Genomic DNA, 17,212 nt, shown 5'->3' with positions numbered 1-17,212 from the left:
CAGGAGCAGAGCCATGTGCCGGACCCCTCCCCGAGTGCATCGGATCCCTCCCCGAGTCCACCGCACCCCTTCCGCACACCACCGCGCCCTTCTCGCGCTCCTGCTGACCGTCGTGGTGCTGCTGTCGGGCTGCACCACGGACACCTCGGCGAAGAGCGGTCCGGGCGCCTCGGGCGGCTCCCCGAGCGTCGGCGCATCGTCGCCGTCCGGCGCCGGCCGCGATCTGGCGGCGCGCTACCGCAAGGGCGGCGGGGATCCCGGCGTGTACGGGATCACGTACACGAAGGGCCGCGGCGGCTCGCCGGTCCTGACCGTGTGGACCCGCAAGAGGTCCGGCTACGGGGGCGGCTTCGACGACTTCGCCAAGACGCTGACGTCGTTCCTCGCCGGGCGGGGCGTCGACCTCGCTCAGGGCTGTGTGCTGACCGTGTACGGCCCCGACGGGACCACCTTGCACCACTACGACACCACCTTGGAGCAAGCCACCTGAGGGGCAGGCCCCCTGGCTCCGTCCCGTGACACACGGCCGCAACCCCTCTTTCGTAATCGACGTGCATGGTTGATCGTTGGGCCGTGCATCGATGACGGACGTCAGGGGGCACAGACGATGACCATGAGTCGCAGGGCGCTGCTGGCCGCGGGAGCCGGGGCAGGTGTCGGACTGCTCGCCGCGTGCGGGTCCAACACCGGTCGCGGCAGCGGGGGTTCGCGCACAGAACTGGCGCAGTGGTACCACCAGTACGGTGAGGCCGGTACCGAGCAGGCCGTCGAGCGGTACGCCGCCGCCTACAAGAAGGCGAGCGTCAAGGTGCAGTGGCGGCCCGGGAACTACGACCAGCAGACCGCGGCGGCCCTGCTCACCGACTCCGGGCCGGACGTCTTCGAGGTCAACGGGCCCACGATCGACCAGATCCAGGGCGGCCAGGTCGTCGACCTCACCGATCTCCTCAAGGGGGTCGAGGACGACTTCAATCCGGCCGTGCTCGCGCAGAAGAGGTACGACGGGAGGATCTGGGGCGTCCCGCAGGCCGTCGACATGCAGATGCTCTACTACCGCAAGAGTCTGCTGAGGGACGCCGGGGTCGAGCCGCCCACCACGCTCGACGCTCTCGTGGACGCCGCGAAGAAGCTGACCGACCGCAAGGTCAAGGGGCTGTTCCTGGGGAACGACGGGGGAGCCGGTGTGCTCGGCGGTACGCCCCTGTACGCCGCCGGGCTGCAACTCGTCACCGCGGACGGCGGGGTCGGCTTCGACGACCCCGCCGCCGCCCGCACCCTGGGCAAGCTGCACCAGCTCTACGCCGACAAGTCCCTCCTCCTCGGCGCGCCCGCCGACTGGTCCGATCCGTCCGCCTTCCTCCAGGGGCTGACCGCCATGCAGTGGTGCGGGCTGTGGGCGCTGCCGCAGGTCCAGAAGGAGCTGGGGGACGACTTCGGTGTCCTGCCGTTCCCGAAGGACGGCGGTCAGGGCAGGCCCTCCGTTCCCGTCGGGGCGTACGGTGCCGCCGTCAGCGCGCGCAGCAGGCACAAGGACGCCGCCAAGGAGTTCGTCCGCTGGCTGTGGGTCGAACGGACCGACTACCAGGAGGACTTCGCGCTGTCCTACGGCTTTCACATCCCGGCCCGGATCTCTCTCGCCAAGAAGGCCACCAGGCTCCAGAGCGGTCCCGCCGCCGACGCCGTCCGCTTCACCACCGACCACGGCTGTGCCCAGCCCCTGCTGTGGACGCCGGCCGCCCAGTCCGCCTACCAGGACGCGCTCAGCCGGATCATCAGGAGCGGGGCGGATCCGGAGGGCGAACTGCGGGCCGTCGTGGGCAAGGTGGCTGCCGAGCTCGACCGTGTGAAGAGCGCGAAGAAGGCGAAGACGGCGTCGTGAGGGGCCGCAGGGCCTTGTGGTTCTGGGTGTTCGTGGGGCCGTTCGCGCTCGGGCTCGCCCTGTTCACCTATGTTCCGCTGGTGTGGAGCGTGGGCCTCAGCTTCTTCGACGCGCGCAACACCGTCACGCCCACGCACTTCGTCGGCCTGGACAACTACACGGCGATGCTGAAGGACGACGCGTTCGTCGACAGTCTGAAGACCTTCCTCGTCTTCACCGCCTTCATCGTGCCGGCCACCTACGCCTTCTCGCTCTCGCTGGCCCTGATGGTCAACCGCGTCAGACGCGCTCGCGCGTTCTTCCGGTCGGTCTTCTTCCTTCCCGCCGCGTGCAGTTATGTCGTCGCCGCCCTGGTGTGGAAGATGTCCATCTTCAACGGGGTGCGGTTCGGGCTCGCCAACACCCTCCTCGGATGGTTCGGCGGCGATCCCGTCGCCTGGCTGTCCACCACCGACCCGCCCTGGTACTGGCTGGTCATCGTCACCGTACGGCTGTGGCTGCAGGCCGGGTTCTACATGATCCTGTTCCTCGCCGGGCTGCAGCGGATCGACCCCGCGCTGTACGAGGCGGCCGCCGTGGACGGGGCCCGGCCCGGCTGGACGGTGCTGCGGCACATCACCCTGCCCCAGTTGCGGGCCACCTCGGTCGCGGTGGTGCTGCTGCTCGTCATCAACGCCTTCCAGGCCTTCGACGAGTTCTACAACCTGCTGTCCGACGCCCGGGGCTATCCGCCGTACGCCCGGCCGCCGCTGGTCTACCTCTACTACACCGCCCTCGGGCAGGGGCAGAACCTCGGGGTCGGCAGCGCGGGCGCGGTGATCCTCGCGCTGATCGTCGCGATCGTCACGGTGGGGCAGGCGCGGTGGCTGCGGCTGGGAAGGACGGACGCCGATGGATGACGCCCTGGTACGGGCCGGACGGGCGCTCCGGCTGGTGCTGCTGATCGCGCTCGCCCTGCTCTTCCTGATCCCCTTCTATCTGCTCGTGCGCAACGGGCTCTCCAGCGAGCAGGACATCACCTCGCCCGAATGGACCTTCTTCCCGGGCGAGTTGAGGTGGGGGAACGTCCGGGAGCTGTTCGACGATCCCTCCGTGCCCTTCGCCTGCTCGCTGCTGAACTCCGCGCTGATCGCCGTCGCGACGACGCTGGGCACCCTCCTGCTCGCCTCGCTCGCCGGCTACGGCCTCGCCCGCATCCCGTACCGGCACGCGAACAAGGTCTTCTACGGCATCCTCGGCACCCTGCTGGTCCCGGCGGCCGTCACCTTCGTGCCGAGCTTCGTGCTGGTGTCGTCGCTGGGCTGGATCTCCACGCTCCGGGGGCTGATCGTCCCGACGCTGTTCTCGGCGTTCGCCTGCTTCGTCTTCCGGCAGTACTTCCTGGGGTTCCCGAGGGAGCTGGAGGACGCGGCGCAGGTCGACGGGCTGGGCTACTGGCGCACGTACTGGCTGGTGGTCGTGCCGAACGCGCGGCCGGTGTTCGCGGCGGTCGGCACGATCGTCTTCCTCGGCGCCTGGAACTCCTTCCTGTGGCCGCTGGTGATCGGGCAGGATCGCGGCGCCTGGACGGTGCAGGTGGCGCTGTCGTCGTTCACCACGTCCCAGGTGATCCGGCTGCACGAGCTGTTCGTCGCGGCCGTCGTGTCGATCCTGCCGCTGCTGCTGGTGTTCCTGTGCTTCCAGCGGTGGATCGTGGCGGGTGTGGAGCGGTCCGGGATCGACTGATCCGGGTCAGGCCGTCGAACCGCCGTCCACCACCAGGTCGGTGCCGACGACCGAGGCCGCGTCGTCCGAGGCCAGGTAGAGGACGGCGGCGGCGATCTCCTCGACGGTGGAGACCCGGCCGAGCGGGACCTCGGTGCGCATCCGGTCGGCCCGGTCGGTCTCGCTCTCGCCGGGCTTGAAGGACATGTCCGTGGCGGTGGGGCCGGGGCTGACGGCGTTGATGCGCACACCGTCGGCGATGTGGTCCAGGGCGGCGCCTCGGCTGAGCACCGACACGGCCGCCTTGGTGACGGCGTAGCCGGTGGTGCCGCGCAGCCGGCTGTGGACGCCGATCCGGGAGGCGATGTTGACGATGGCCCCGCCGTCCGGCTGGGTCCGCATCTGGGCGACCTCGGCCTGGAGGGCGAGGAGGACGCCGGTGACGTTGATGTCGAGCATCGTCCGCCAGTCCTCCTCGGGCAGGTCGGCGGTGAGCCGCCCGCGCCCGGTCAGGACGCCGGCGTTGTTCACCGCCACGTCGAGGGAGCCGAACCGGTCCACGGCCGCGCGGACCAGGGTCCTGAGGTCGTCGGCGCTGGTCACGTCCGCGGTGACGGCCAGCGCCTTGCCGCCCGCCCCCTCGATCAGCGCCACCGTCTTCGCCAGCGGCTCCTTGCGGCGTCCGGCGACGACCACGTTCGCGCCCTCGCGGGCGAACGCCAGCGCGATGCCACGCCCGATGCCGCCGCCGGCGCCGGTGACGAGGGCCGTCCGGCCGGTGAAGCGGGCGCGTGTCGAGGTGGTGGTCATGATCTCCCCTTTTATTGACCGATCGGTTCAGTATGAGGTGCCAAAAATGCGGCCCGGCGGGCCGTACGGCTCAGTCGAGCAGTGCCAGTGCGTGCTCCGCCGCGTCCCGGACCCGCGCGGGGTCCGGCGAGGCCTTGCCGACCACCCGCAGGCCCTGCATCAGCACGAGCAGCGTGCGGGCGAGGGCGAGCGGATCGCGGTCCGCGCCCAGTTCGCCCTGCGCCTGGGCGCGGACCAGGGCGGAGTGCAGCAGGGTCTCCAGGTGGTCCCAGCTCTGCTCCACCCTGCGGGTGGCCGCCCTGTCGTGCGGGGCCAGTTCGACCGCCGTGTTGGTGATCAGGCAGCCCTGCTCCCGGGTCGCGTCGGCGGAGGCCTCGTCGGCGAACCGCCGGAGCACCGCGCGCACCGCCGGCAGCACCGGGCCCGGCCGGGACAGCTCCCTGGTCAGCAGGGGGCTCTGCGCCTGTCCGTACCGGTCCAGCGTCCTCAGGTACAGCTCGTGCTTGCTGCCGAACGTCGCGTACAGGCTCGCTCTGCCGATGCCCAGGTGCTCGACCAGGTCCGCCATCGACGTCGCCTCGTAGCCGCGCCGCCAGAACAGCTCCAGGGCCGACTGCAGCGCGGCGTCCGGATCGAATTCCTTGGTCCTGGCCATATGTCGAGCCTAGGTTTTTCTGGAACGATCAGTCAAGTAGGGATCGGAGGTCATGCCGTCCGCACCTCGTACGCGGCCACCCGCACCGCCTCGTCGTCCAGGCACTCCCCGCTGATCAGGTCGAAGCGCTGCTTCAGCAGGGGCGAGGCGACGAACGGGCGGTCCCCGAGAGTGCCGATCAGACCGCGCGAGAGCACGGCCGCGCCGGTGAACGGGTCGCGGTTGTCGACGGCGTACACGCGGTCGGCGCGATCCCGGAAGAGGGCGACCTGGCGGCCGTCCGGCAGCAGAGCGGCCACGCCCCTGCCCGGGGTGAGCGCGCCGAGGTCGCACGCCGTGAACCAGCCGTCCGCCGGCCGGAGCCGGACCTTCACGGCGGTGGTCTCCAGAGCCAGGGTCATCGCGGGGCGCTTCCTTCCAGGACGTCGTCGGCGGGCCGCAGGCCGATGGACAGCAGCGGCAGGTCGGGCTTGATCTGGTCGCGCTCGGGGACGAAGGCGACGACCGGGTCCGGGGTGTCCGGGGCGTTCACGAAGGACACGAACCGGGCGAGCTTCTCGGGGTCGGCCACGGTCTGCGCCCACTCGTCGCGGTGGTGCGCGACATGCGCCCGCATCAGCTGCTCCAGTTCGTCGCAGATGCCGAGCGCGTCGTGCACCACCACGTCCCGCACATGGTCCAGGCCGCCCGGGATCCGCTCCAGCCAGGTGCTCGTGCGCTCCAGGCGGTCGGCGGTGCGGATGTAGAACATCAGGAAGCGGTCGATGAGGCGGACCAGTTCGGCGTCCGACAGGTCCTGGGCCAGCAGATCCGCATGGCGCGGGATCGCGCCGCCGTTGCCGCCGACGTACAGGTTCCAGCCGCTCGCGGTGGCGATGACACCGAAGTCCTTCGACCGGGCCTCGGCGCACTCCCGTTGGCAGCCGGAGACCGCCGACTTCAGCTTGTGCGGCGACCTGAGACCCCGGTAGCGCAGCTCCAGGTCGATCGCCATCCGGACCGAGTCCTGCACGCCGTAGCGGCACCAGGTGGAGCCGACGCAGGACTTCACCGTGCGCAGCGCCTTGCCGTAGGCGTGCCCGGACTCGAAGCCGGCGTCCACCAACCGGGACCAGATCAGGGGGAGTTGCTCGACCCGCGCGCCGAACATGTCGATCCGCTGCCCGCCGGTGATCTTCGTGTAGAGGCCGAAGTCCCGGGCGATCTCGCCGATCACGATCAGCTTCTCGGGCGCGATCTCGCCGCCGGGGATGCGCGGCACGACCGAGTACGAGCCGTTCCTCTGCAGGTTGGCGAGGAAGTGGTCGTTGGTGTCCTGCAGGGCCGCCTGCTCGCCGTCCAGGACGTAGCCGCTCGCGCCGATCGTCGGGGCGAGGGAGGCGATGATCGAGCCGACGGCCGGCTTGCAGGTCTCGCAGCCCTCGCCGCCGCGGGCGCCCTCGCGCCCGTGGCGGTCGAGCAGGTCCCGGTAGGCGGTGATGCGCAGGGCGAGGACGATCTCGTACAGCTCCTCGCGGGTCTGGGCGAAGCAGCCGCACAGCCCCTTGTCGACCTCGACGCCGGACGCCGCCAGCTCGGCGTCGACGAGCCGGCCGAGCACCTTGACGCAGGAGCCGCAGCCGGTACCGGCCTTGGTGCACTTCTTCACCTCGGGCACGGTGGTGCACCGGTGCTCGCCGACCGCGCGGCGGATCGCGCCCTTGGAGACGTTGTGGCAGGAGCAGACGATCGCCTCGTCCGGCAGCGCGGACGGGCCGAGCCGCTCCCCCGAGCCGGCCTCGGCGGGCAGGACGAGCGACTCGGGGGAGACCGGGGGCACCGAACCCGTCAGCGCGCGCAGGGTGCCGTACGCCTCCGCGTCGCCGACCAGGACGCCGCCGAGCAGCGTCCCGTCGCGGGCGACGACCAGCTTCTTGTACAGCCCGGCCCGGGCGTCGGAGTAGACGACGTCCAGGCAGTCCTCGGTGGTGCCGTGCGCGTCGCCGAAGGAGGCGACGTCGACACCGAGCAGCTTCAGCTTGGTGGACAGGTCGGCGCCGGTGAAGGACGCCTCGTCGGCGGCGATGGTCGCGGCGGCCGTCTCCGCCTGCTCGTAGCCGGGCGCCACCAGGCCGTACACCCGGCCGTCGGCGGCCAGCGCGCACTCGCCGATCGCGAAGACGTCCGGGTCGGACACGGTGCGGCAGCGCTCGTCGACCGCGATGCCGCCGCGCTCGCCGACCGTCAGGCCCGCGTCGCGGGCCAGCTGGTCGCGGGGGCGGACACCGGCGCTGAACACCACGAGGTCGGTGGCGAGTTCGGAGCCGTCGGACAGCCTCATGCCGGTCACGGCGCCCGAGGAGTCCGTCACGATCTCCTGCGTGCCCACGCCGGTGTGGACGGTCAGACCCATCTCCTCGATGGTCCGCAGCAGCGCCGCGCCACCGCCCTCGTCCACCTGCACCGGCATCAGGCGCGGCGCGAACTCCACGATGTGGGAGGTGAGTCCGAGGCCCTTGAGCGCCCCGGCCGCCTCCAGGCCGAGCAGGCCGCCGCCGACGACCGCGCCGGTCCTCGCCTTCGTCCTCGCGTACTCCTCGATGGCGAGGAGGTCCTCGATGGTCCGGTAGACGAAGCAGCCGACCGCGTCCTTGCGGGGCACGGGGGGCACGAAGGGGTACGAGCCCGTGGCCAGGACGAGGACGTCGTACCCGAGGACCCGACCGGACCGGGCCGTGACCGTCTTCGCCCCGCGGTCGATCGTCTCCGCCGGCTCGCCGACGTACAGCTCGATGCCGTGGTCGTCGATGAACCGCATGTCGGTCAGGGAGAGTTCCTCGGGCGTCCGGCCCGAGAAGTACGAGGTGAGGGCGACGCGGTCGTACGCCGGGCGCGGCTCCTCGCACAGCACGACCACGCGGTGCGTGGCGGTCAGGCCGCGCTCGGCGAGCGCTTCGAGGAAGCGCTGGCCGACCATCCCGTGGCCGACGAGCACGATCGTGGGGGTGGCCCCGGGGGCGGTGGTCATCAGGAGCCTCCGTCGTGGGTGAGCAGGCGGAGCGGGGGGCCGGCCTGCTCGGCGGGACCGGACCGCTCGGCGAGTCCGGTGCGCGGGCGCACCCCGCAGGCGTCCACCGACCGGGTCCGGATCAGGGGGAGTTGCTCGACCCGCGTGCCGGACATGCCGATCCGCCGACCGCCGGTGGTCCTCGTGCGGAGGCCGAAGTCCCGGGCGATCCTGCCGATCACCATCACACGCGTATTCGAGGTCATGTCCCCGAGCGTGCGGTCCCGAAGTTACCCGGCCGCATCACCTCTGTTTCCCATGAGGAACGCTGCCCTCAGCGGGGGCGGGCAGGGGGTGTGAGGGCGCCGTGAGGGTCTGGTGGCCGGGCGTCAGCGGCTGGCCGTCAGATGGGCGAACACCACCACGTTGCCCTGGTAGCCGGTGGCCTTGGAGTAGCCGCCGCCGCAGGTGATGACGCGCAGCTCGGGGCGGTGGGCCGCGCCGTACACCTTCTCGTCGGGGAAGTTGCTCGCCGCGTACACCTTCACCGCGTCCACGCTGAACACCGCCACGCTGCCGTCCTTGCGGTCCAGCTCGATCCGGGCCTCGCGCTTGAGCGCGCCGAGGTTGTAGAAGACGGCCGGGCCCTGGGTGTTGTCGACATGGCCGGCGACGATCGCGGTGCCCGTCTCGCCGGGCATGGTGCCGGACTCGTACCAGCCGGCCAGGTTCTTCTCCTGGGCGGGCGGCACGTCCAGGCTGCCGGAGGGGGTGAGCGCCAGGCCCATCAGCGGGGCGTCCACACGGATCGCGGGGATGCGGATCCGGGTGGGCGGGGAGGGGGCGAGCGGGGCGGGGGCCATGAGGTGCTCGCCGGTCGTGTCCGGGCGTCCCTCGGCCGCGGCCGGCTGCGGTGGGAGGTGCGTCCCCGCACCGCCGCCGAGCAGCCACACCGCGCAGCCGAGGGCCACGACGGTGACCGCGGCTATCGCGGTGTCGCCGAGCCTGGCGCCACGGCCGCGCCTGGCGCTTCTGCGCATGCGAACCCTCTCCCGGAGGCGGACCCCCGAAATCTCCCGGAGGCGGACCTCCGAAGCCCCCTTCCCCCTCCGGGTCGCGAGGGGCGTCGGACCCGGAGGGGGCGGGGATCGCGGTACCGGCGGACGGACAGCGGAGGGTGTCCGTCAGATCCCGTCGCCTCTCGCCCGGCGGTGCAGGAGCCAGGTACCGCCCGCGGCGGCGACGGCCAGCGCCGCCACACCCGCCGCGGTCTGCACGGGGTCGGTGCCGAGTGGGCCGCCGACCCCAGTCTTCAGGCTTCCCCGCGGCTGCACCTGCTCGTGCGCCGCGCTCAACGCCACCACCAGGTCGCCCGTCACCTGGCGGTCGCCCTCGCCGCACTTGGCGACGATCTCGTACGTCCCCGGCTGCGCGCTCTCCGGCACCTGGAACTGGCCGATCGCCTCGCCCTCGTGCGTGCTGGGCGCCAGGGTGAAGGTGCCGGCCCCCACCGCGCTCGCGTCCCCGGCCGCCGAGCCCTTGTCGCCGCACGCGGCGGTGTTCGCCGTGACCTGGCTGCCGGGTGCCACGGTGGAGGGGTACACGTCCAGGCTCGCGGAGTCGCCGGCGTGGGCGGGTGCCGCGGCAGCCACGACCAGCGCGGTACCGGCCAGCAGGCGGGCGGTGCGTCGCATGGTGCTCCCCAGAGCTCGGCGTCTCGACCGGTCCTTCACGGTGGCTCCGTGACGGCTCGTCCAGGAGATGGCCCCTGTCCTGTCGAGGAAAGTCGCACTTCGCGGGTTCCGCTTCCCGAGCGGCCGGGACGAATACGGTGAACGGGTGTCGCCCCCCGCCCCCCGCACGGCCTAACCCGTGCCGGGTTCCGGCAGGTCACAGCGGTGTGCGGGGCCGCACGAAGGTCCAGTACGAAGAGCACACGAATGGCGCGACGTCCGCCGTTGAACGGGTGACGGAACGACGGTGCGTCAGTGCTGAGCGGCGGTGTCCGCCGCCGGCAGCCGCACCTGCGCCTCGGCGCCGCCGTCGGCCGCGTTGCGCAGCCGGACCCGCGCCCCGATCACCTGCGCCTGCCCGAAGGCGATGGTCAGGCCCAGCCCGGTCCCCTGGCCGCGTTCGGCCGCCCCGGTCAGGAACCGCCGCGGCCCCTCCCGCAGCAGCCGCTCCGGGAAGCCGTCGCCGTGGTCCCGTACGGTCACCGCGCACCCGGCCACCCTCACCTCGACCTTGCCGCCGCCGTGCCGGCGGGCGTTGCCGATCAGATTGGCCAGCACCCGCTCCAGGCGGCGCGCGTCCGTGCGTACGGCGGTCTCCTCGTCGGCGCCGGTGAGCCCCACGTCCTCGCCGGCCCGCCGCACGATCCCGGCGACCAGCGGACCCAGCGGGCGCGTCTCCAGGTCCGGCCGTTCCACCTCCGCGTCCAGCCGGGCCACCTCCAGCAGGTCCTCGGTGAGCGTCCGCAGGGCCTGTACCCGGTCCCGGACCAGCTCGCTCGGGCGGCCCGGCGGCAGCAGTTCGGCCGCCGTGTGCAGGCCGGTCAGCGGGGTGCGCAGTTCATGGGCGACATCGGCGGTGAACCGCTGCTCGGCCTCCAGCCGGCTCTGCAGGGTCGCCGCCATCGTGTCGACGGCGGCGCCGAGTTCGGCCACCTCGTCGCGGCCGCCGACGGGCGCCGGCCCGCCGATCCGGGCGTCCAGCTCGCCCTGGCTGATCCGGCGCGCGGTCGCCGCCGCCGTACGCAGCTCGCGGCTGAGCCGCCCGGCCAGCAGGGCCCCGCCGAGCGCGGCGAGCACCACCACGCCCGCGCCGGAGACCATCAGCTGCCGGTCGAACTCGGCCATCTCCCGGCTCTCCTCGTCCAGCGGCTTGCGCACGGACAGCACATGACCGCCGACCGGCCGCGCCGCCCACACCTCGGGGTGGTCCGAGGAGAGGTCGAGGTAGGTCGTGCGGCGTCCCTCCAGCGCGGCGCGCCGCAGCGGCTCGGGTACGGCGAGGGAGTCGAGGGCCGCCTCGGCGTCGCCCTCGTCGACGCGACCGGTGAGTGCGTACACCTGCCGGACCCGGGCCAGCTGGGCCAGCGCCTCCGCTCGCGAGCCGTCCGCGACCTGCTCCAGCCGCTGCTGGTGCACGAGCAGCCCGATGGCGACGGCGACCAGCGAGCAGCCGACGGCGAGCACTACGGCGATCTTGCCGCGCAGCCCCAGCCGACGCAGGCCGAGCGGGCGCGGCCCGGGGCGGTCCGCCCCGAGGCGGTCCCCTGCGGGGCGGACCGGTGCGGGCCGGGGCAGGCCGAGGCGGCGCGGCCCGGTGCGGCGCGGGTCGACACGGCGGCGCGCGGCCTGGCCGAGGGCCGTCATCGCGGGCCGTCCCCGCCGCTGTCGCCCTCGCTGCCGCCGTCGCCGCTCGTGCCGCTCTTCCCGCTCTTGCTGTGCGTGGGGGACGGCATCGGCTGCGTGGCGGCGGATCCGTACTTCTTCTCGTCGCTGACCGTGATCATGCGGACGCCGTCCCAGTGGAAGCGCACGGCCTGCTGGGCGCCGTCCGTGCACAGGCTGCGCAGCACCAGGTCCTGGCCCAGCGTCTCCACGGCCACCTGGCGGCCCCCGGTGAGCAGCACCGTGTACACGCGCCCGGCGCGGGCGGCGAACACGGCGAGCAGGGTGCGGCCGCTCTCGGTGTCCGCGGCGACGAGCAGCTCGGGCTGCCCGTCGCCGGACAGGTCGGCGTAGCGCGGCGGGCGCAGTCCGGCCGGGCCCGGCCGGTCGGTGACCGGCTGGTCGGCGTACGGCCGGGTGCGCGGGTCGGCGCGCAGCACCGTCCGTACGTCCAGATCCCGCAGGTCCTTCACCGCGTCCGTGCCGATCCGGGGCAGCCCTTTCAGCGGCTCGGGCGGGGGCTGGTGCGTGGAGGCCTCGGCGCCGGGCGCCGAGTCGGAACCGCGGGTCCAGGCCGGCCACACCGACTCGGGGCGTGGCTGCACCGACACGGAGGGTGCCGGTTCCCCGGCGGCCAGCCCGTCCGTGGCGGCGCACCCGGTGGCGGCCCCGGCGGCGACGAGCACGGCGCAGCCGGGGAGCAGCAGGCGGAGGGACGGCTTCATGCCTTCGACCGTCGCACCGCTTCGTCACGGAAATCCGTAGATTGTGTAACAAGGATCAGCAGAAACGGACGATCGGGAGGTTAGTGACGAAGGTCCCGGAAAGCCCGGGACCAACGCCCGGCCATCGGTGGGCTCAGTTCACGTTGACGGCGCTCCAGGCCGCCGCCACCGCGTTGTACTCCGCGCTGCCCGCGCCGTACAGGTCCTTGGCCGCGTTCAGGGTGGCCGTCCGGGCCCCGGCGTAGTTCGTCGAGGACGTCATGTAGACCGTCAGCGCCCGGTACCAGATCTTGCCGACCTTGTCCCGGCCGATGCCGGTGACCGTGGAGCCGTTGTACGTGGGCGAGTCGTAGGCGACCCCGTTGATGGTCTTCGGGCCGCTGCCCTCGGACAGCAGATAGGCGAAGTGGTTGGCGACGCCGGAGGAGTAGTGGACGTCGAGGTTGCCGACCGAACTGCTCCAGTAGTCGGCCGAGTTGCCGTCCTTCGACGGCTTGTCCATGAAGCGCAGGGCCGGCTTTCCGAAGCCGGGCTTCACGATCTTCTCGCCGATGAGGTAGTCACCGGGGTCGGAGGGGCTGTTCGCGTACCACTCGACCATCGTGCCGAGGATGTCCGAGGTGGCCTCGTTGAGCCCGCCGGACTCGCCGGAGTAGGTCAGCGCGGCGGTCTTGGAGGTGACGCCGTGGGTCATCTCGTGCCCGGCGACGTCGAGGGCGACCAGCGGCCCGAAGGTGGTCCCGTCGCCGTCGCCGTACGTCATGCAGAAGCAACTGTCGTCCCAGAAGGCGTTGTTGTAGTTGCTGCCGTAGTGGACGCGGTTGTACGAGCCCTTGCCGTCGCCGGCGATGCCGTTGCGACCGTGGACGTTTTTGTAATAGTCCCAGGTCTCGTTGGTGCCGTACTGGGCGTCGACGGCGGCCGAGGCGCGGTCGGAGGCGGCGCCCGTGCCCCAGTGGTTGTCGGCGTCCGTGAACAGGTCCGCGGGGGCCCGGCTGATGCAGATGCCGAAGATGCACAGGTCGGTCTTGCCCTCGGCGTCACCGGTGTAGGTGTTGCCGCGCGTCGGGTCCTTGAGCTGGTACGACGATCCCGACTGGGTCGTCTGGAGCGGCACCGTCCCGCTGTACAGCGACTTTCCGTCGCCGGCGGCCGTCTCGATGCTGTCCCAGGCGTCGATCCGGGCGCCGGTGCGGGCGTCGGTCAGCACGGTCCGGGCGACCGGGTTGCCGAGCGAGTCCCGGCCGACGGCGTCGGTGCGCCAGGCGAGCCTCGGGGTGCCGTGCAGGGCGTCGACGATCAGTGCGGGCTTGGCCTCGACCTGCTTGAGGGCGTTGCCGAGGTGGGCGGCGCGCAGGGCGTTCACGGCCAGGTCGGCGGCCTTGCGGGCCGAGACCTCCGGGACGATCGAGGTGAGGGATATCGGGCCGCGGGTGGCCCGGTTCGCGCCGCGGTAGGCGCCGCCCGGGGTCAGGTGGACCACGAAGTCGCCGCCCAGCACGGGCAGATGGCGGTAGGTGCGGTCGTAGCGGACGTGCTGGGTGCCGTCCTTGTCCACGATCACGTCGCGGACGCTGGTGTGTTCGGCGGAGGTCAGGCCCAGGCTCGCGGCGTGCTCCAGGAGTGCCGACGCCGCGTTCTCGATCGCGTCGGCCCGGGTCGGTCTCGCGTCGGCGTGGGCGGCGGGGGTGAGGGCGACGGCCAGCAGGGCCGCGGTGGTGGCGGCGACGCCGGCGGTGGTGGTGGTGAGACGACGGGATCCTCGGACGTGCTGACGTATCCGGCTCATCTGTCTCCTTGGGGAAGCGCCCGACTAGGCGTGGGGGTGGCGCTGATGCCGACTGAGATTTAAGGGGCCATGACATGTCATGTCCATAGCCTCTTCATGGAGATGTGTGAGGAGCCGAAGGGGGTACAGAATCGCTTCCGTGATCGTTTCGGAACCCGGGCCCCCGCTGCCCTTCTTCGTCTACGGCACCCTGCGTCCCGGCGAGGCCAACCACGATCTGTTCCTGCGGGGACGCGTCGCGGCGGAGCAACCGGCCCGCCTGCCCGGCGCGGCGCTCTACGACGGCCCCGGCCACCCCTACGCGATCGAGCGGCCGGGCGGCGAGATCCAGGGCGAACTCGTCACCGCCCGGCCGGAGTCCTACGCCGAACTGCTCGCCGCCCTGGACCGGTTGGAGGAGTACGTCCCGGGCGACCCGCGGAGCCTGTACGAACGCGTCGCCCGGCACGTCCTGCGCACCGCCGACGCCACCCCCGTCCGTGCCTGGGTCTACCTGGCCGCGCCCCGCGTCGCCGCCGGGCTGCGCGCCACCGGCACCCGCATCGAGGGCGGCGACTGGCGGTCCCGGAACTGAGCCGGCCGAGCGGCGCCGCGGGAGCGGCGGCGCGCCGGGTCAGCCCAGCAGCGCGAGCCCCGCGGGCACGCTGATCCCGAACTCCTCGTCCGCGACGCGCCGCAGCTGCGCCTCGTCCGTCAGCTTCCGCTCGGTCACCGTGCCGTCGGCGCGGACCTCGACCAACAGGCGGCCGTCCAGGGAGAGATGGCGCTCGGCGGTGGTCCGCTGCAGATACGGCCGCCGGGTGAAGGGGGAGCGGGGATTGGTGCCGACGTGCCAGTTGAACACCTCGTAGTCGGGAGCGGCGAACGGCTCCAGCGTGAACGCGTACTGGCCCACCCAGCCCTTGCCGTCGTCGGCCTGCAACTCCAGCAGATCCAGCGGCCCTTCGTGCGACAGCGGCGTCAACCGGTGCCGGCGGCCGGCGCCCTCGAACTCGGTGCCGGTGACCAGCGGCACCGGTACCAGCAGCGCGCCGGCGGCGCCGAATCCCACATCCGCCAGGTACGGCTCCGGCACGCCCGGCACCTCGACCCGCAGCATCATGTGCGTGCGCGGCCGGCTCCACGGCGTCGCGGCGCCCAGCGTCGCCCGCGCGGCCAGCCCGCCGACCCGGAAGCCGAGGGCCTCGAGGGCGAGCCACATCAGCGTGTTGTGCTCGTAGCAGTAGCCGCCCCGCCGCCCGTGGACCATCTTGGCCATGAGATCGCCGGGCGCCAGCGAGGGGGCCCGGCCGCCCAGCGCGTCCAGGTTCTCGAAGGGCAGGGACAGCGCGTGCGCCAGATGGACACCCCGCAGCGTCTCCAGGTCGGCCTGCCGGCCGCCCTGCCATCCGATGCGGTCCAGATAGGCGTCGAGGTCGAACTGATCGAAGTCGGGCATGCCTCGAAACCTACGCGCCCACCCCACTCCCCGCCGCGACCTGCGGACCGATCCGCGCTACTCCGGTGGCCCTAGGTCCTCTCGTCGGACTCCCCGTCACCGCCCGCCGTGCGGCCGTGCTCGCCGCCCGGTCCGGGGGCACGCTCACCGACCGGCGGCCAGTGCCCGTGCCACCCCCGGCTCCTTCGGTCCGAGGAAGGTCGGGTCCGGGTGGAACACCGCGTCCAGCACCGCCTTGCCCGCCGCGAACACCTCGCGCGTCCCGCCGTAGTACCAGGTCGCATCGTGCTTGGCGTCGACCCCGACCCCGTACGAGTCCACGCCCGCCGCCTGGCACAGCGCCACCGCCCGCCGGATGTGGAAGCCCTGGCTGATCAGTACGGCCCGGTCCACGCCGAAGATCTTCTTGGCCCGCACACAGGAGTCCCAGGTGTCGAACCCGGCGTAGTCGCTGACGATCCGCCGGTCCGGCACCCCGTGCTTCTTCAGATAGGCGCGCATGGCGTCGGGCTCGTCGTAGTCCGTGCGGCTGTTGTCCCCGGTGACCAGGACGACCTCGACCCGCCCCGCCCGGTACAGCTTCGCCGCCGCGTCCAGCCGGTGCGCGAGATACGGCGACGGCTCGCCGTTCCACAGCCCGGCCCCGAACACCACGGCGACCTGCGCCCGCGGCGCGTCCGCCGTCGTGCGCAAGCGGTCCGCCGTGGACACGAACAGCCAGGTCGCCGGCAGCAGCGCCAGCACGCACCCGGCCACCACGGCCTGCACCAGCCGCCGCTGCCCCCGACGGGTGCGCGGCAGCCTCGGTCGACGGATCTTCATGCGGCCCCCCGGATTCGGCTGTCGACCATGGAGGACGCCCGTGACACCCATCCGGTTCGCCTCACATCGCCCATGTGTGCGACGTGAACCCGTGGAAAACGCTCGTGACGGCCAGGCAACGGCGAGGCAACCTGCGTCCGCCAGGATCCCTCCATGACGGCGTCGCACCCCTCCCACCCCGAGCCCCTCGCCCCCCTCGACAGCACGGCGCACCTCATGCACGGCATCGGCGACGAGACGGCCCGGCGGCTGCGGCTCCTCTCCCCGCTCGGCGGCCGCCGCCCGGCCCCGCCCGCCCTCGTCCTGGTCGCCCACGGCAGCCGCGACCCGCGCGCCCTGCGGACCGTACGGACCCTGTGCGAGCGCATCCGCGACCTGCGCCCCGGCCTCCCCGTCCACCTGGGCCACATCGAACTGAACGAACCCCTGCTCGCGGACACCCTCGCCGCCCTCGGCGGCACCCCCGCCGTCCTGGTCCCGCTGCTCCTCTCGCGCGGCTACCACGTCAAGCACGACATCCCCGGGGCGGCGGCCGCGGCACAGGCCCGCACCCGCGTGTCCGCCCCGCTGGGCCCGCACCCACTCCTGGTGGAAACCCTCTACGACCGCCTGCTGGAGGCCGGCTGGCCCGCGGCCATGGACCCGGCCGCGCGCCGCGCGAGCGCGGTCGTCCTCGCCGCCGCCGGTTCCCGCGACCCCGACTCGGCCGACGACACCCGCCGCACCGCCCGCCTCCTCGCGGACCGCCTGGGCGTCCCGGTCGTCCCCGCCTACGCCTCGGCGGCGGCCCCGACCGTCCCCACGGCCGTACGGGCACTGACGGCACGCGGACGGCACCGGGTGGCGATCGCCTCGTGCTTCACCGCCCCGGGCCGCTTCGCGACGCAGTGCGCGGGGGCGGCACCGTGGATCGCCTCGGCTCCCCTGGGCGCCCACCCGGCGATGGCCCGCCTGATCCTGCGGCGCTACGAGGAGAGCCGTGCGACGCGAGGGGCGACAGCCGCCTAGG

18 protein-coding genes are annotated in these 17,212 nt (G+C 72.8%); 6 read left to right on the top strand and 12 right to left on the bottom strand.

Annotation, left to right across the window (positions count from 1 at the left end; all coding sequences use genetic code 11):
• Nucleotides 1-34: 34 nt before the first annotated feature.
• The 4 genes from AQI95_RS17085 to AQI95_RS17070 all read left to right on the top strand — a co-directional run bounded on the left by AQI95_RS17085 (nt 35) and on the right by AQI95_RS17070 (nt 3,604).
• Nucleotides 35-490, top strand: a complete 456-nt coding sequence (locus AQI95_RS17085) for a hypothetical protein (RefSeq protein WP_067123768.1) — start codon at nt 35-37, stop codon at nt 488-490.
• 117 nt (nt 491-607) lie between these two features.
• Nucleotides 608-1,879: an ABC transporter substrate-binding protein gene (locus AQI95_RS17080; protein WP_208614196.1), complete on the top strand. Its 1,272-nt coding sequence runs from the start codon at nt 608-610 to the stop codon at nt 1,877-1,879.
• Nucleotides 1,876-2,778: a carbohydrate ABC transporter permease gene (locus AQI95_RS17075; RefSeq protein WP_067123766.1), complete on the top strand. Its 903-nt coding sequence runs from the start codon at nt 1,876-1,878 to the stop codon at nt 2,776-2,778. Before AQI95_RS17080 ends, AQI95_RS17075 begins: the two co-directional genes overlap by 4 nt.
• Nucleotides 2,771-3,604, top strand: coding sequence for a carbohydrate ABC transporter permease (locus AQI95_RS17070; RefSeq protein WP_067123764.1), 834 nt, complete (start codon nt 2,771-2,773; stop codon nt 3,602-3,604). The genes AQI95_RS17075 and AQI95_RS17070 overlap by 8 nt, the downstream gene beginning before the upstream one ends.
• Before the next feature lie 6 nt (nt 3,605-3,610).
• On the opposite strand, the gene AQI95_RS17065 is transcribed toward AQI95_RS17070, so the two are convergent.
• The 10 genes from AQI95_RS17065 to AQI95_RS17020 form a co-directional block, all read right to left on the bottom strand.
• On the bottom strand, nt 3,611-4,393 hold the full coding sequence (locus AQI95_RS17065) for an SDR family NAD(P)-dependent oxidoreductase (RefSeq protein ID WP_067123762.1): 783 nt from the start codon (nt 4,391-4,393) through the stop codon (nt 3,611-3,613).
• A gap of 70 nt (nt 4,394-4,463) precedes the next feature.
• Nucleotides 4,464-5,048 carry a TetR/AcrR family transcriptional regulator gene (locus tag AQI95_RS17060; RefSeq protein WP_067123760.1) on the bottom strand — a complete coding sequence of 195 codons (585 nt, stop codon included), beginning with the start codon at nt 5,046-5,048 and terminating at the stop codon, nt 4,464-4,466.
• Nucleotides 5,049-5,098: 50 nt separating this feature from the next.
• The gene (gene nirD / locus AQI95_RS17055) at nt 5,099-5,449 is read right to left on the bottom strand and encodes a nitrite reductase small subunit NirD (protein ID WP_067123757.1); all 351 of its coding nucleotides are present in this window, start codon (nt 5,447-5,449) and stop codon (nt 5,099-5,101) included.
• Nucleotides 5,446-8,055 (bottom strand): nitrite reductase large subunit NirB, encoded by a 2,610-nt coding sequence (gene nirB, locus AQI95_RS17050; RefSeq protein WP_067123755.1) that lies wholly within the window; start codon nt 8,053-8,055, stop codon nt 5,446-5,448. The genes nirD and nirB overlap by 4 nt, the downstream gene beginning before the upstream one ends.
• Entirely contained in the window at nt 8,055-8,300 is a 246-nt protein-coding gene (locus tag AQI95_RS17045) for a hypothetical protein (protein WP_107121666.1), read from the bottom strand. Before AQI95_RS17045 ends, nirB begins: the two co-directional genes overlap by 1 nt.
• A gap of 123 nt (nt 8,301-8,423) precedes the next feature.
• Nucleotides 8,424-9,074: a class F sortase gene (locus AQI95_RS17040; protein WP_067123751.1), complete on the bottom strand. Its 651-nt coding sequence runs from the start codon at nt 9,072-9,074 to the stop codon at nt 8,424-8,426.
• Nucleotides 9,075-9,218: 144 nt separating this feature from the next.
• Nucleotides 9,219-9,728: a hypothetical protein gene (locus AQI95_RS17035; RefSeq protein WP_067123749.1), complete on the bottom strand. Its 510-nt coding sequence runs from the start codon at nt 9,726-9,728 to the stop codon at nt 9,219-9,221.
• A gap of 291 nt (nt 9,729-10,019) precedes the next feature.
• Nucleotides 10,020-11,411, bottom strand: coding sequence for an ATP-binding protein (locus AQI95_RS17030; RefSeq protein WP_079071296.1), 1,392 nt, complete (start codon nt 11,409-11,411; stop codon nt 10,020-10,022).
• Nucleotides 11,408-12,154 (bottom strand): hypothetical protein, encoded by a 747-nt coding sequence (locus AQI95_RS17025; protein WP_067123746.1) that lies wholly within the window; start codon nt 12,152-12,154, stop codon nt 11,408-11,410. The genes AQI95_RS17030 and AQI95_RS17025 overlap by 4 nt, the downstream gene beginning before the upstream one ends.
• Nucleotides 12,155-12,287: 133 nt before the next feature.
• Nucleotides 12,288-13,943, bottom strand: a complete 1,656-nt coding sequence (locus tag AQI95_RS17020) for a M4 family metallopeptidase (protein ID WP_067123744.1) — start codon at nt 13,941-13,943, stop codon at nt 12,288-12,290.
• A gap of 142 nt (nt 13,944-14,085) precedes the next feature.
• Here AQI95_RS17020 and AQI95_RS17015 point away from each other — a divergent pair, with 142 nt between their 5' ends.
• Nucleotides 14,086-14,517 carry a gamma-glutamylcyclotransferase family protein gene (locus AQI95_RS17015; RefSeq protein WP_067124097.1) on the top strand — a complete coding sequence of 144 codons (432 nt, stop codon included), beginning with the start codon at nt 14,086-14,088 and terminating at the stop codon, nt 14,515-14,517.
• Nucleotides 14,518-14,556: 39 nt separating this feature from the next.
• Here AQI95_RS17015 and AQI95_RS17010 read toward each other — a convergent pair whose 3' ends face one another.
• Both AQI95_RS17010 and AQI95_RS17005 read right to left on the bottom strand, forming a co-directional pair.
• Nucleotides 14,557-15,381 (bottom strand): arylamine N-acetyltransferase family protein, encoded by an 825-nt coding sequence (locus AQI95_RS17010; protein ID WP_067123742.1) that lies wholly within the window; start codon nt 15,379-15,381, stop codon nt 14,557-14,559.
• Nucleotides 15,382-15,525: 144 nt separating this feature from the next.
• Entirely contained in the window at nt 15,526-16,203 is a 678-nt protein-coding gene (locus AQI95_RS17005; RefSeq protein ID WP_079071295.1) for a SanA/YdcF family protein, read from the bottom strand.
• Between the two features lie 153 nt (nt 16,204-16,356).
• Here AQI95_RS17005 and AQI95_RS17000 point away from each other — a divergent pair, with 153 nt between their 5' ends.
• Nucleotides 16,357-17,211, top strand: a complete 855-nt coding sequence (locus tag AQI95_RS17000; protein ID WP_067123738.1) for a sirohydrochlorin chelatase — start codon at nt 16,357-16,359, stop codon at nt 17,209-17,211.
• Nucleotide 17,212: the final 1 nt, after the last annotated feature.

It is taken from the genome of Streptomyces yokosukanensis, assembly GCF_001514035.1.
Taxonomy (GTDB): domain Bacteria; phylum Actinomycetota; class Actinomycetes; order Streptomycetales; family Streptomycetaceae; genus Streptomyces; species Streptomyces yokosukanensis.
This window is presented reverse-complemented; position numbering and strand designations above follow the sequence as displayed.